The sequence below is a fragment of the Pseudoalteromonas sp. GW168-MNA-CIBAN-0100 genome (assembly GCF_040309225.1).
GTDB classification, from domain to species: Bacteria; Pseudomonadota; Gammaproteobacteria; order Enterobacterales; family Alteromonadaceae; genus Pseudoalteromonas; species Pseudoalteromonas arctica.
In genome coordinates this window covers 20,370-34,853 of the sequence record NZ_JBEOOL010000024.1, presented here as the reverse complement: position 1 = coordinate 34,853, position 14,484 = coordinate 20,370, and the positions used below count along the sequence as shown (strand labels likewise).

Here is a 14,484-nt window from a genome sequence, read left to right as displayed (position 1 = left end):
TCAGTTAAAGTTAATTAAAGCAATTTGTTAGGTTTTTTCTATACATTATAACCTGCAGTTTTAGCACTGCTTAGTGCTACGTCTTTAGCATGCAAGAAAGGATAAGCTTTATGTTTGGATTTGGTAAGGGAAAGAAAATTGAGAAATTAATTGATGCAATTGGTTCTACTTTTTCTGGTCAAATGATGATATTACCAATTAGTCCTGAAGAGTTAATTTCGTTATCTAAGCATGACAAATTAATATCCGGTTATATTATGGGATTTCAATTGCATATTATTTCTCAATCACCTTTCAATGAAAAAGATCATAAAGGGATACTTTTAGATAGCTACTTTAATCTTTTTGGGTCGTATGATGCCCAAGAGGTGATTGATTTTGCTTTCAGTTCAGCAGGCGATAAATTGTTTAATTCAGGAGTTGCACTTGGAATTCAAGATATTATTAACTTCAGCAAAGATCCAATGGATGCCCCCTTAAGCCTAATAAGAATACTTAATGAAGAAAATCAAGGTGATGGTATACCATTTTGACTTGCTTCATAGCTAACGATACCATCAAGCCAGATTCGCAATAGTTGACTTAATCCAACTCAGCTAAACATTTTAGCGAACTATTACTCATCGCTTCTTATAGCTTAAATAGACTTACATGGAGTGTTAATTCATATGTTCAAATTCATAATTATTTTAATCTCAATTACTTCTTTCAATGCCTTGGCTGCAGAGAAGGTTAAACTTGGAGTTTTGGGGAACGTCGGGGCTGATGGTTTTTTTAGCCCGACGGTAACATCATTTGTTATTGAAAAAGTAGAGCCTAATTCACCCGCTGAAAAAGCAGGGATTGTTGCAGGACAGAAAATCATTTCTATAGAAGGCTGTAAAATTCCAGGCTGCCCTGCCAGTGAAGCAAAAGAATTAATGCGCAAGGAATCTGGAGAGATTTTACAATTACTTTTAGAGAATGAAGATGGTAGCCAAGTAACTTTAAAAATACCTATGAATGCTTGGTAAATCTAAGAAGTTTTTAAAATACCTAAATATACCCAGCCTATAAAGCATGGTTATTGTCAAAGCGTGGTTTTGTGTAAATGAGCTAGACGCAGTAAATATTGACAACGTTAGCGAGCTTTTGGAGTACTACTTACTCGGTTTATATGTAGGTTACTGCTTAAAGTAATTGGGATAGATTAAAAAGGTTTGATCAGTAATAACCTTATTTAATTAATGAATACATTGGTATTGCGTTAAATACGGCAATACCAATGATTATTAGACTAAAACCTATAAATCGCTGCGCCAACCCATACCAGACTCTTCCATTAAACGCTCGTACACGCCTTCTATGTTAAGCGGTAACCATGCACCAAACTGTTTAAAGTCACTAAATTGGTCTAACTTTACATTTTGTTTAATTTCGTCAAGCGTATTGCCTGCTAAAATGCCTGCTGTTACTTGGCTATATAAAAGCTCTATATAACTTAAGTAACGCGCTACATCAGCCTTGCTGCCAATATCGGCATGTCCACCTACAAAAGTATTAAAGTCGTATTTGAGTACCGCTTGGGTTGAGTTAATCATGCCTTGAATATCGTAACTCCACAGTTTTTGCCACGGCATTCTACCAATAACAATCCAATCAACCACAAATAACGTTTTTTGCTTTTCGAACAATACACTAACCGAACCACGACCATCGTTTGGACCATGGTAGTTAAGCTTTACTGTTGAATCATCAAGAGTAAGTAGTAGCTCGTCATCAAAAGTAAGGCTGGGCGCTACCGTTTTCATTTTTGTGTTTTTAATATCTTGCGCAGCGAGTTTATGCGCTACAAACGTGGTGTGCGGGCTTTTAAATACCTCGGCGCCGTAAATATGATCGCTGTGATTATGGCTATAAATTACATACTTTACCGGTACGTTAAAGCGGGTTTTAATTTGCTCGTTTAACCAGATGGCGGCTTTTTTATTAAGCGGGTCGGTAACAATTGCGCCCTCAGAAGTGATTAAAAATACTGAGCGGTGTCTGTCGTCTATAAAGCGGTGTAAGCCGTCCCCTAAGTCTTCTATTTCATAGGCTTGTGTGGCAAAGCCTATAAATAATAGGGCTGTAGTTAATAGTTTTTGTAGCAAGCGGGGCATACACCATTCCTTTTAAAATTGATTAAATTAATAACGCTATTAAAAGAAGAAAGTACAAAGCCGTAAAAAATTTCAGTTATTGGTTAAATTAAAACTTAAAACTTAAAACTAAACCTAAACTTAAGTCAAAGGATCAAATATAAGGCATAAATAAAAAGCCATTATAAAAATGGCTTTAGATAGGTTGGTTGGGTTTATCTTTGTGTTAGTTGTTGGTTTATTTCTTCAAAGATACTGGCATCATCTATGGTTGAAGGTATTTGTAGCTCTTCGCCATCAACTAGTTGACGTAAATTTTTACGCAGTATTTTACCCGAGCGTGTTTTGGGCAACCTATCTACGCTAACTATATTTTTAAGGCACGCAATAGCGCCAATTTGATTACGAACACTTAAAACAAGCGCTTGTTCTACGTCGGTACTTGAGCCTATAAAATCATTTTTGAGCACGATCATTCCCATAGGGAGTTGCCCTTTGAGGGGATCGTTCACACCAAAAACAGCGCATTCAGCAACAGCAGGGTGCGCGGCTACTATCTCTTCCATTTCGCCAGTAGAAAGCCTATGCCCTGCTACATTTATAACGTCGTCGGTTCTGCCCATAATAAATAGGTAGCCGTCTTCATCAATATAACCGCCATCGCCAGATAAATAATAACCTTCGTATTCATTTAGGTAGCTTGCTTTAAAACGCGAGGTATCTTGCCAAATAGTTGGTAGGCAACCTGGTGGAAGTGGCAGTTTAATTACCACGGCGCCTTGCTCGTTAGCTGCGCATTCATTGCCATCCATATCTAATATTCGCACGTCAAAACCTGGAGTAGGCACGGTAGAGCTGCCAGGTTTTGTTGCTAAGTACTCAAGCCCTACAGGGTTACAAGCAATAGCCCAGCCGGTTTCTGTTTGCCACCAATGATCGAGCACTGGCAGTTTGGTTTTTTCTTTAAGCCACTCGTAAGTGGGAGGGTCTAATCGCTCGCCAGCTAAAAATAAACGTTTTAAGCTTGAGGTATCGTATTGATTAAAACCATCGGCATTTGGATCTTCTTTTTTAATTGCTCTAAAGGCGGTGGGGGCACTAAATAATGCATTTACTTTATATTCTTCAACCACGCGCCAAAATGCACTGGCGTCGGGGGTTTTAACAGGTTTACCTTCATATAATACGGTCGCGCAGCGATACATTAGCGGCGCGTAAACTATATAAGAGTGCCCAACTACCCAGCCAATGTCAGACGCTGCCCAAAATACGTCGCCGGGCTTCATACCATAAACGGTTTCCATGCTGTATTGCATTGCCACTGCGTGACCGCCATTTTCGCGCACTACGCCTTTGGGTGTGCCTGTCGTGCCTGAGGTATATAAAATATAAAGCGGGTCATCTCCATTTACAGGCACCGGATCTGCGCTTGCAGCCGTTTGCATTGCCTGGGTCCAATCTATGTCTCGTTTAGGCTTAAGAGTGGCGGTAACTTGTGGACGCTGATAAATAATGCAGTGCTCTACTTTGTGCGTAGCTAAGTCTATTGCGTTATCAATGAGTGGTTTGTATTCAATAACGCTGTTTACTTCAACACCGCATGAGGCGCTAAGTATAAGCTTGGGCTTGGCATCATCAATGCGTACAGCTAATTCGTGTGCAGCAAACCCACCAAATACCACCGAATGAATAGCACCAAGACGAGCACACGCCAACATACCAATAACAGCTTGTGGGATCATTGGCATATAAATAACAACGCGATCGCCTTTTGTAACACCTAACGATTGTATTACGCCTGCAAATTTAGTAACTTCTTGTTGCAGTTGTGAGTAGCTATAAGTCTGCTTTGTATTAGTGACTGGGGAGTCGTAAATAAGTGCAGTTTGCTCGCCAAATCCGGCAATAACGTGTTGGTCTAGCGCTAAAAAACTGGTGTTTAATTGCCCGTCACTAAACCAATGATAAAGCCCGTCGTCGTCTTGTGTGTATGCTTTTGTGGGGGTTTTATACCATGGAATATTTTTACTTTGTTCGAGCCAAAATTGGGCTGGGTTTTGTTTAAAGGCAGTATATTGCTGTTTATATTCGCCTGACATGTAAGGCTCCTAAAGCTAAATTTGTGTGTGAGAGACCTTACAAAATGTAGGCTTTTTTTAGCAAGCAAGCTATTCGACCTTGGTCGGCTAAAAGTTAATCAATACACTGGTTTTAAAAATACCAAATTGACAATACAAAGCGTGTGGTTCAGCATGGCGGGCAGTAAAAATAAGAGAAAATACGATATGAGTAACGTAGTAAGAGTAGGGGTTGCGGTTATTATAATGCGCCAAAACACAATTTTACTAGGTGAGCGCATTGGTGCGCACGGTGCTAATACATGGGCAACACCTGGTGGGCATTTAGAGTTTGGTGAAAGTGTTGAGCAATGTGCAATACGAGAAGTGTTTGAAGAAACAGGTTTAAAGGTAAGTAAAATTACTAAGCTTGATTTTACCAATGATATTTTTACAGCAGAGAACAAACACTATATTACGTTGTATGTAAAAGCTGATTTTGAAGGCGGGGAGCCTGAGCTTAAAGAGCCTAATAAATGTTTAAAGTGGCGCTGGTGCGATATTAATAATCTACCAACGCCACTGTTTACATCACTAAAAAATTACTTATCTGAGGCTGTACTAGCCTAGTTATTTTGTTGGCGGTGTCGCTGGGCTTAACGCAAGTTTACTAAAGCTTACTTGAGCGTAATCGCCATTTTGTTTATCTGTAGACCAATCGCCAGTACCTAAACAACCTGGGTACCAAATACCTTTCGCGCTTTTAGTACTACATTGGTTATAAGCGCCGGCTTTAAAGTAATGCCAATCTGCAGCGTAACCATTTGGATGATCTTTTTCGTCTACTTTGCCATAAGCATCTACGTTATTACCTAAGTTAATAGAGTAGTTAACGTCTTCTTTGCCTTGTGTGCTAAATGTAAGGTGCATAACATTTTTATACACATTTACCGTGTAGCTAAATTCTTCACCTAGTGCAATACCGGCGCTGCCTGGCTCGTTAGGGTTTTCCCATGTATTACCCCAAACAGGGTAAGTAATGTCTTTACGGTCAGGATTTGTTTTAGGTAAATTACGTTCGTAGTTCCAAAAAACTGAGCCTGTTTTGTGCCCAGGCCATTTTTTGTAATATATTTTAATTGGTTCATTGCCCCAGCCATAACCAAGCTTGGTATCAATAAGTGCCTGATCTTTACCCGCGTGAATTTGTCCTACAACAACCGAGTAAGCTGCTTTTTTATCAGGATCAGTCGCACGTAGCGCAACGTGATCTACTTTTAACGTTGCTTCCATTTTTCCACCAACAGAACCAAATCGGTCAGATAGCGGGTGAACAGCTAAAGCAAAGTTGTTTTTAGAGTGTTTAGTTTTAATTTTAGTATTTGATCCACGGATCATTTGTCTAAGTTCACTACGGGTATTAGTAGAGTTAGCACTTGTAAGCGCTTTATTAGGGGAGGTAAATACCATGTAGCCTTTTTCATCAAGGTAGAAAAAATCAGGGTGTGCGTAAGTCTGAATTTCTTCTACATCTATTTCATCAATTTTACCGTCGTTGTTTAAATCAACTGGTACATTTATTTTCCAGTGAGATAAATCAAACTTTGTTGCAGGTACCGGTGCATCGCTTTGCTGATTAGTGCTTTGGGTACTTGAACAAGCGGTAAAAAGTAAAGGGGTGATAACGGCTAAAGCCGTAAGTTTAAATGTGGATGTATTTTTTATCATTATTGTCTCTGTGTGATGAAGTAAAAATTGTGCGGTACAGGCATCGCTTAATCTCAATCTAGCATACCAATTTAACAATTAAAACTTACCAATTAGTAAAATTAAATATTTTTAAAATGATTTATTGTTATACCAATTTGGTTGAGGTGTTTTTTAACGGCTTTTATGGAGGTGTTTCCGGTATGTATTTTTTATGTGCTTGGCTATTCTCTTAGTGATATTTAACGTAGATTTTGGCGCTAAGGTGTAGTCTATTTTTTGGGGGGGAGGAGATTTTTAATTTTGTAGTTTGCTTTGCCGCGTTTAGCAAATAACTAAATAACCACTGCCAATAACTAATGCCGGGCTTTAACTATGGTTAGTGCTGCATGTTAGTCGTGTTTGGTAATAAAAGTTGCCACTTGTTTAAAATGGCATGATATTCACCATTTTCTTTAATATTACTTAATGCGTCAGAGAGTGCTTTAGCTGTTTTAGGATTAAGTTGATTACTTGCTGCAAAATTAAGTGAGGAGGGAAGATCGCTTAAATGAATTCGTTTTGTTATTAGGCTAGGATCGAGTCCTAGGCTTTTTAGCTCGTTATTAAGTGTAAGTGTATTAGTTACTACAAAGTCGATCCGGTTTTTATAAAGCATTTGCCAAAGTTGATTATAGTAACTGACCAGTATTAAATTGTTATTTTCGGTAAAGCCTTTTTGCTTTAAGTAGGCTTTGCTCAGGTAGCCACGAATGGTTGCTACTTTATACTCTTTAGCAAAATTTAAGTGAACAACTTCATCTACATGGCTTTTTAAGCTAATTAAATAAGCATCTGCAAAATACACTTCGCCTAACCACGTATATTTATTAATCCGCTCTGGGGTTTTTAACAAAGACAACATTATGGCGTTGGTATTTGTTTTATGCTCCTTAAAAACGCGAGCCATAGGCATTATTTCAAAATTAGCGGTTAAGTTTGTTTGCTTCACAACTGCTTTGGCAATGTCGACTAAAGCGCCGCTTACTTCACCTTGCTGATTTTTAAAGTGATAAGGAGGAAGGTCTTCAGCTATAAAAGTAACCGAATCGGCGTTACACAGGGGGCTATATAAAATAAATACAAAAGCACTTAATAAAACACGCAAAAACATAAAAAATCTTTTAAAGCAATAATACACCTAGTGTAGAGAGTATTAACTAAAACATATATATATTATGTTTATATAACGTAAATAATTTGCACTTATTTGGCTGTGCTTGCTGTTTTGTATTTTATAAATTGTAATGGCGGGCATTTATGCCAGCGTAAAAAAGCTCGATTAAAAGAGCTTTGATCTTTAAATCCTAAAATATTAGATAAATCAGCAAGTGGCATGCTGGCTATTAATGTATCCGCACGTTTTTTACGTTCTTTTTCGAGTAGCTGAGCAAAGGTTAAGTTTTGTTGTTTTAAGCGTCGTTGTAGCGTTCGGGGTGTTAAATTAAGCGCATCAGCTATGCCTATTAGGTTGCAGTTTTGCAAGGTAGTTTTAGCTGTAAGTAACTGATTAACTTTATCGTCAATACACTGCTGGCTTTTAAAGTTAGAGAGTTGCTGCTCTGACAATTGCTTAAAAGTAGAATTAATAATGGCGTTATCGGTTTTAAAGGGCAGCGTCAAATAATCGCTCGGAAAGCTAATTTGATTATATTCAGCACTGCTTTTTACAGGGCATTTAAACCATGATTCAAGGGCGCGCCTTTGCGATGGCAACCAATTATAAGTGAAACTAATACTACTTGGCGAAAGCGTTAAATTTATTAACTGGCGAATCACACTTACCCACGCGGTCATGTTTCGTAAAACAACATGCTCATTACAACTTTGATGAGCAATCCAACGAATAGTTGCTGTATCAGTATTTAGTTCAAACTTGGCTTTACCAATATCAGCCACCAAGCTGTCGTAGCTTAACAATGCTTTAATGGCACTGCTTAAGTTATCGCTTGATTCAATTAAGTAACCTAAAACGCCGTAGTCAGCAGTGCGAATTTGCTGACCTAGGGTAAAACCAAAAAGAGGATCGTTAAGTGTTTTTTTGCCATAAACTAATAAGGCATTGTAACTATTTAAACTAATACGCGGCGCTAATTGATGGGTACGCTGATTACTAAATTCGTCAAAGCTAATAGCGTGCAAAGCCGTTTTAGTACTAATGCCTTGCGCTTGTAAGTAATCAAGAATACTTGAAAAGTAATGATCAGCCAATGTGTGCATTTGTCATCTAAAGCTAAAAAATAGTCGTGTATTAGCAAGTTTGCCACGTTAAATTTTTATATGCTAGTTGAATGCCTAATAACCTCTTGCTGTAAAAATGATACTTATAACAATAAAACAAACGCTTAATGCACAGCCAAAACAAATAATAAGCACACTATTGGATCATCAACAGTTGCATCGATTTTTTAATGCCAAATTTACGCTGCTACAAGCACAAGACGAAGGGCAAATAGAAGGCGGAAAAGGATCTGTTAGGCAAGTGAAAATAGGTAAAATAACTTTTTCAGAGCAAATAATCAGTGCCGATCAAAATCAGATCAGTTACCAAATAGTAGGCGATAAACCAGTAGCTAATCATCGAGGCGATATATACCTCAGTGCAAATAAAGACATCAATACTTTAGTTACCGAACTTAACTATTGCATAAGCTGCTCAGCTCCATGGTGGATGCCAAATGCATTACTTAAATATGTTATTACAAAAGATATAACCCAAGCGTTAAACAATTTAAATAATTATTTTTTGGCGGGTAAAGTATGAACTCAGAAATTATTTTGCTCGCTCTTAGCCCGTTATTTTTGATATTTGTTTGCTGTGAGTTTATTAAGTTTAAGCGCTATTACGACATAAAAGATAGCCTAGCAAATACAGTGTTAGCGCTATTACACCAAGGCGCAGATGCTATTGCGTCACTGCTGTTAATACCTTTATTTAATTGGTTGTATGACTATAGATTGTTTGATATTGAAGTGAGTGTATTAAGTATTGCATTTGCATTTTTACTGCAAGATTTTTTGTATTATTGGTTTCATAAAGCATCGCATCATATTCATTGGTTGTGGGCTGCACATGTGGTGCACCATAGCTCAACTAAAATGAATTTCACCACCGCATTTAGGCAAAGCTTAATGTACCCCGTAGCCGGTATGTGGATGTTTTGGCTACCTATGATTTTAATTGGATTTGAACCGCTAACAGTATTTAGCGTGGTTGCATTAAATTTGGCGTATCAATTTTTTGTACATACTCAAATAGTGGGTAAGTTAGGCTGGTTTGAAAAAGTATTTAATACGCCTTCGCATCACCGAGTTCATCACGCAATAAATGCAGGTTACCTTGATAAAAACTTTGCAGGTGTACTTATTATTTGGGATAAGTTATTTGGCACCTTTGTAGAAGAAGATAAATCAAAGCCTTGTAAATACGGCATTATAGGGCAGCTTAATAGCAATAACCCAGTCGTTATTACGTTTCATCAGTGGGAGCACTTATTGAAAAGTGTTTATAAGGCATCGGGAATAAAAGCTAAATGTAGAGTGCTATTTGGCTACCCTACAAGTAGCATTAAATATAAATAATATTGAAAAAGTTAAAAGTAAAACTGCATAGCTAAACTCATTGATGAATTATGGCTATGCCATTGAGCATGCTGTACTTTGCTGCGCAGCGATACATTGCGAGAAACAGCGTAATTCCATGTTATAGCTATTTCGCTGTGCTTACTTGCTGCGTTATCAGTTAGCCATAATATATTGCCAGTTAAAGCGAGTTTATGCTTATTGTTTATTTGCCAAATTACACCGGCTTCGCTGCCTATTCCAGTACTAAGTTGGTCGGTTATATCGCCTGTATTTAGCTCAAATTGACCAAGAATATAGCCGTGTAGATTATTAGGATCGCCATAAGATTTACCATAACCTCCTTTTGTAAAAAAGCGGCCTAAACGTTTATTGTCACTTGGTTGTCGGTCAAAGCCCATTTTAAAGTTCCACGACCAGCTATCAAATACGCGGTTATCGGGTGCAAGCGACATAGCATCTAATAAGTAAAAATGTTCAATATCTGCATTTCCTTCGTCAGTAATAGCGGCTTCCAAATCAAAAAAACTAATTTGTGCACCCGCTATAAAACCTTCAGGCCTATCTAGTAAGTCATGATACGCAAGCCTATAACCAAAATTTGTAAGGTTTGCTTGGTTATTATTTTGTACCCTACCTAGCGATACTTTAGAAGAACCATGACCTTGCTCTGGGGAAGCAATAGGGCGGCTTGGCTTAGTAAATGGCGAAGCTACTTTATATTTGCTGCGCATTAGGAGTAGCTTAGTTAGTCGCGGGGCAATTTCTTCACGATTTAATGCTTTATCGTAAAATTCAAAATTTAACCATTCATACGCCATTTCTAAAATAGCGACTAATTGCGACAGTGAGTAATTACGAGTATTGAGAGAGCCACCTTGCATTAACTCTCTTGCATCATCAAGTTGTTCGTCAGTCATTTGAGTAGAGTAATGGTAAAGCTTAGTACCAAAAGCAGGGCGGTAATTAGGTGTTTGTAATAAGTTGTTATTTCTTAGTACTGCAACGGTATCTGATGGAATAGCTTGCATATTAAATGACGATGTTAAATCAAGGTCCTCTTGTGCAAGTTGTAATAATGCAAGTAATTGGTAAGAGCAGTTTTCATCAATAAAAAAGTAATCGAATGTAGCTAATTGTAGCTCCCACAAGTGCAATAAAATAAGCTCTACCTGTGGCTCTGATAAATTAAGTTTGTATTCCCAAATATCACGAGATTCTAAATCATTATATTCGCGTACTTTTTTATAGTACGGCATAAGTGAAAACTTACCAGGGTAGCTGCCAATCAAGCCTTTTAGTGCATACATAGCTGCGTTATCTGAGCCATCAGGTTCTGCTGCAAAATTAACTGCGAATGCGAGCAACTCTTTATGGCGAGTCTGATCTTTTGCATCAATACGAAGTAAAGTGTGGCCAAACATTGATGATGGGCTATTCATAAATGCAGTTGGGAAAACTAACGTAACCCCTTTAGGGTTTATTATTTTTTGCCACGCCTGTAGCTCTGGGCAATTAAGTTCGGGCCAGTTATTTTCAATTTTTGTTTTTAGCCATTTATAACGTGCAGGAAACTGACAACGATATTGTGTTGTTTTTGGGTCAGTATTTTTACCGCTAAATGCGGCTATAGTGGCTTTAAGTTCGTCATATGGGCTTGTTTTACCTGTAGGAGATAAAAAAAACTCAGCACTGTCTACTTCACTTTTCCAATCACCTAATGTGGCCAAGCGGTAGTGACCTAATTTAAGCCAGTAAGGGTGTGTTGCTAATGTATTTGTTTCAATACTTTGAGCGTTTGAGTAAGTACTAAAAAGAGCGAGCAGTAAACCAAATAATATTTTTTTCATAATCACTAAATTACAAAAGCCGCTAGAGAAATACTCCAGCGGCTTTATTTATACGTATAAAACCGGCTAATTTAGCTGATTAAGAAAGAGTATAAGAAGCAAGTTGTGCGTTACTTGCAAGAACAGTGTTTAGGTTTTCTAAAACTGTTTGTGAAGTCACGTTTTCAGAAGTAAATACTGAAGAAAACTGTGCTTGAGCAAGCTTATTGAACGCTGCTTTATCTTGATCTGCAACACCCCAAGCTTCAGCTAAAGTAGCTAAAGTTTCGCCTTCACCTTTTGACATATCACGAGCAAGTTGCTCCATGTTACCGTCAATGAATAAAGCGATTTTTTCTGAAGAAGTTACTGTACCAGTACCATCACAACCAAGAGTACCAAAAGTGATACCAAAAGTTTGGTTACCAGATGTACCGTTTGTTGTAGCGCCTAAAATTTTAACGCCTTTACCTTGCTGACCAGCAAATAACATAGAACCAAGACCACAACCAATATCTTGGTCAGCCATTGCGTTTGAGAAAGGAAGTAAAGATAGAGCTGCTACTGCGATTAGTTTTTTCATTTTCATAAATCCATATATGATTGTCTTTATTTAGGGTAAATAAAGTTCGCGGGAGATTCTAACAGACTTGCAGAAAAAAGGAACAGGCTAAAACATGAATATTTTACACTCTAATTTTTAAATATATTAAAGTTAATGTCAGGATAAAAATTAGCCTAGTTTCCACTTTTTATTGAACTGGTGGCGGTTTTTTACTTCTTGGGGCACCTAATAAAATGCAAGTATGGCAAATACATACAGATAAAAATGCACTAATACCCAATGCACCGCCATAGCCGTCAAGTTTTGGTACAAGGAATTCAAATAAGATTGAAAACAAAATAGATGAGCTTGCTACAGTATAAATACCAAATCGATGTGGGGCGCTCATACCTATAAATGTGCCGCCAAAAAATACAATTGCGTATAAATCGGGGTTCAAATTTAAAGCGCTAAAAATTAAATAAGCAATAATAGAAAGTGAAGACGACGCTCTAACCCCGTCAAAGCGACTATGCTTAGCTAAATAAAATGTTAAAAAAGCCCCAAGCAGTACAAGTAATGGATATTCAATACTCATAATACAATTCCTTTGGCTAATACAAAAAGTGCCACGCTTGCAAAAGCTACGCTGCCAAGCTTGCCACCAAAACCTGTAAACATATTCATAGTAAGCACATACAAACTTGAGCCAATAAGCGAAATAATAGCAATTTCCCAGTAACTGGTAATTAAATGAGTTGAACACATACCTGCAAAGCTACCAGCATAAATTGCAGCATACGGATGGTTTTTATAATGTGCAGGAAAAGGAATAAACGAGCCAATAAGTCCTGTTAGCGCAGCAGAAATCACTAAAGGTAATGCAAAAGTAGTGTGCATAGCAAAGCAAGCTACAAAGCCTAAAAAGAAAGTGATGAATTTTAAAAATAAGAATTTAATCATAGCGGCGCATTTTAAACTAATCCTTTTGCGCTTTCTAATACTCTCTAACAAATAAATGTTATAAGTAATTACAAACTTTAAAAGCGTGTTTTTTAAACGGCTTTTAGGTATTAACTATGCTTAATAGTGCCGCTGTTAATGTTCTATAAATCACAAGTTATGTATAATGGCGATAATTTAATGTATTAAAGTGTTAACCAAGGGTTATTTATGTCTAACTGTTTACATCTGGCTATTCCGGCTGGCGATTTAAAAGTGGCGAAAGCGTTTTATTGTGACGTACTAGGCTGTAAAACGGGTAACAGTGAAGAAGGTCGCTGGGTAGATATAGATTTTTGGGGTAATGAACTTACCTTGCACCAGAGCGTTGAGCGCCTACCAACAGTTCGCCATGATGTTGATATGGGAGCTGTAGCAGTACCTCACTTTGGGATTCACTTATCTGAAGATGAATTTAACGGGTTAAAAACACGTATTGAAGATGCGGGTATTGAATACCTAGATAAACCATATCGCCGTTTTATTGGTGATGAGTTTGAGCAAGAAACGTTTTTTATTGAAGATCCAAATGGCAATGTGCTTGAAATGAAAACCATGGTAAATCCAGAGGTTTTATTTAAAAAAGTATAAATGCTGTTGTTTAAGTTAAGCTAAAAAACCACTTTAACAAGTGGTTTTTTTATAACTATTAATCAGTGTTTTGATAAATTAGTTAATATTTACAGGTAAAAAAAATTACGCTACATACATGATTTTTATTCACTCTACAATGTAGGTATAGACACGTAGACTTAATTTCAATTCTCATACTTTATTGTTATTTATGCTGCTTAAACTCATAATTGCACCTTTGCTTATTTTACTAATAACATTCGCCCAAAAACGCTTTGGTAGTTTTGTTAGCGGCATAATTCCTGGCTTGCCTATTACCTCTGGGCCTATTTCTTATTTTATAGCATTAGAGCAAGGTAAATTATTTGCAGCTAACTCAGCGGTGGCCTCTCTTTATGGTATGAGCGGTATAGGCTTATTTTGTTTTAGTTACTTGGTTGTATCACGAAGGTTTGGAATGCTTAAATCGCTTTTTACAGCGTTGAGTATTTGGTGTGTATTTAGCGTTATTACTTTATTTTTACCAGTGAATATTATTGTGGCGAGTGTGGTTTCACTTTGTATTTTACTCGGTTTAACTATTATCTCTACAAAGCTAAATATATCGGTTGATGCAAAACCATTAAATGCTCGCTGGGAGCTTCTGGTAAAAATGATATTAGTGACGAGCTTTATCGTGCTTGTTACGTTTATATCACAGCATATAGGGTCTGCGTGGAGCGGGTTAATATCTACCTTTCCGTTTATTTTGGCGGTAATGGGCAGTGTTGCCCATTTTAGTGACAAACAAGCCTCAACGTTTAAAATTCTTAATGGCGGTCTTATTGGTTCATTAGGTGGGTGTGTATTTTTTGCGGTGATTGCGTTTATGTTAAAACATAACTTTATGATTTGGCAGGTGTACGCAACAGCTGCCATTTTCTCAACGTTATTTACTATTATTTTTAGCCAATTTATTAATCGCCAATTTACCAAGCAAGCTATGCTAAACACCAAAAAAGCAGTGCTTAAGATTGACTCGCTCGGTTAAC

At 37.4% G+C, this 14,484-nt stretch carries 16 protein-coding genes; 7 read left to right on the top strand and 9 right to left on the bottom strand.

What is annotated here, in order from left to right:
* Positions 1-110: 110 nt before the first annotated feature.
* Positions 111-533 carry a hypothetical protein gene (locus tag AAEY62_RS14745; RefSeq protein WP_024589722.1) on the top strand — a complete coding sequence of 141 codons (423 nt, stop codon included), beginning with the start codon at positions 111-113 and terminating at the stop codon, positions 531-533.
* A gap of 135 nt (positions 534-668) precedes the next feature.
* Positions 669-1,013 carry a PDZ domain-containing protein gene (locus tag AAEY62_RS14740; protein ID WP_024589723.1) on the top strand — a complete coding sequence of 115 codons (345 nt, stop codon included), beginning with the start codon at positions 669-671 and terminating at the stop codon, positions 1,011-1,013.
* A gap of 270 nt (positions 1,014-1,283) precedes the next feature.
* On the opposite strand, the gene AAEY62_RS14735 is transcribed toward AAEY62_RS14740, so the two are convergent.
* Both AAEY62_RS14735 and AAEY62_RS14730 read right to left on the bottom strand, forming a co-directional pair.
* Positions 1,284-2,141 (bottom strand): MBL fold metallo-hydrolase, encoded by an 858-nt coding sequence (locus tag AAEY62_RS14735; protein WP_350635238.1) that lies wholly within the window; start codon positions 2,139-2,141, stop codon positions 1,284-1,286.
* 194 nt (positions 2,142-2,335) lie between these two features.
* Positions 2,336-4,219: a propionyl-CoA synthetase gene (locus tag AAEY62_RS14730; RefSeq protein ID WP_101216764.1), complete on the bottom strand. Its 1,884-nt coding sequence runs from the start codon at positions 4,217-4,219 to the stop codon at positions 2,336-2,338.
* 186 nt (positions 4,220-4,405) lie between these two features.
* Between AAEY62_RS14730 and AAEY62_RS14725 the strand changes: the two genes are divergently transcribed.
* Complete coding sequence (locus AAEY62_RS14725; RefSeq protein ID WP_165783606.1) at positions 4,406-4,807, top strand: nucleotide triphosphate diphosphatase NUDT15; 402 nt, start codon at positions 4,406-4,408, stop codon at positions 4,805-4,807.
* Here the strand turns inward: AAEY62_RS14725 and AAEY62_RS14720 are convergent, their stop codons facing one another.
* From AAEY62_RS14720 to AAEY62_RS14710, 3 genes are all read right to left on the bottom strand, one after another.
* Positions 4,808-5,905, bottom strand: a complete 1,098-nt coding sequence (locus tag AAEY62_RS14720) for a polysaccharide lyase family 7 protein (RefSeq protein ID WP_024589727.1) — start codon at positions 5,903-5,905, stop codon at positions 4,808-4,810. It lies immediately after the preceding gene.
* 358 nt (positions 5,906-6,263) lie between these two features.
* Positions 6,264-7,037 (bottom strand): substrate-binding periplasmic protein, encoded by a 774-nt coding sequence (locus AAEY62_RS14715; protein ID WP_350635236.1) that lies wholly within the window; start codon positions 7,035-7,037, stop codon positions 6,264-6,266.
* A 92-nt stretch (positions 7,038-7,129) separates the two neighbouring features.
* Entirely contained in the window at positions 7,130-8,143 is a 1,014-nt protein-coding gene (locus AAEY62_RS14710) for an AraC family transcriptional regulator (RefSeq protein WP_350635234.1), read from the bottom strand.
* A 97-nt stretch (positions 8,144-8,240) separates the two neighbouring features.
* On the opposite strand from AAEY62_RS14710, the gene AAEY62_RS14705 reads away from it, so the two are divergent.
* Entirely contained in the window at positions 8,241-8,687 is a 447-nt protein-coding gene (locus AAEY62_RS14705; protein ID WP_121955073.1) for an SRPBCC family protein, read from the top strand.
* Positions 8,684-9,505 (top strand): sterol desaturase family protein, encoded by an 822-nt coding sequence (locus AAEY62_RS14700; protein WP_350635232.1) that lies wholly within the window; start codon positions 8,684-8,686, stop codon positions 9,503-9,505. Before AAEY62_RS14705 ends, AAEY62_RS14700 begins: the two co-directional genes overlap by 4 nt.
* A gap of 11 nt (positions 9,506-9,516) precedes the next feature.
* On the opposite strand, the gene AAEY62_RS14695 is transcribed toward AAEY62_RS14700, so the two are convergent.
* The 4 genes from AAEY62_RS14695 to AAEY62_RS14680 all read right to left on the bottom strand — a co-directional run bounded on the left by AAEY62_RS14695 (position 9,517) and on the right by AAEY62_RS14680 (position 12,778).
* On the bottom strand, positions 9,517-11,355 hold the full coding sequence (locus AAEY62_RS14695; RefSeq protein WP_350635230.1) for an Lnb N-terminal periplasmic domain-containing protein: 1,839 nt from the start codon (positions 11,353-11,355) through the stop codon (positions 9,517-9,519).
* 79 nt (positions 11,356-11,434) lie between these two features.
* Positions 11,435-11,917 (bottom strand): DUF3015 domain-containing protein, encoded by a 483-nt coding sequence (locus AAEY62_RS14690; protein WP_024589733.1) that lies wholly within the window; start codon positions 11,915-11,917, stop codon positions 11,435-11,437.
* A 169-nt stretch (positions 11,918-12,086) separates the two neighbouring features.
* The gene (locus AAEY62_RS14685) at positions 12,087-12,476 is read right to left on the bottom strand and encodes a hypothetical protein (RefSeq protein WP_007587227.1); all 390 of its coding nucleotides are present in this window, start codon (positions 12,474-12,476) and stop codon (positions 12,087-12,089) included.
* A complete protein-coding gene (locus AAEY62_RS14680; RefSeq protein WP_007587218.1) occupies positions 12,473-12,778 on the bottom strand; it encodes a hypothetical protein in 306 nt (101 codons plus the stop codon). Before AAEY62_RS14680 ends, AAEY62_RS14685 begins: the two co-directional genes overlap by 4 nt.
* A 273-nt stretch (positions 12,779-13,051) precedes the next feature.
* Between AAEY62_RS14680 and AAEY62_RS14675 the strand changes: the two genes are divergently transcribed.
* Entirely contained in the window at positions 13,052-13,471 is a 420-nt protein-coding gene (locus tag AAEY62_RS14675) for a VOC family protein (protein WP_010554617.1), read from the top strand.
* Between the two features lie 193 nt (positions 13,472-13,664).
* Positions 13,665-14,483 carry a hypothetical protein gene (locus AAEY62_RS14670; protein WP_350635229.1) on the top strand — a complete coding sequence of 273 codons (819 nt, stop codon included), beginning with the start codon at positions 13,665-13,667 and terminating at the stop codon, positions 14,481-14,483.
* Position 14,484: the final 1 nt, after the last annotated feature.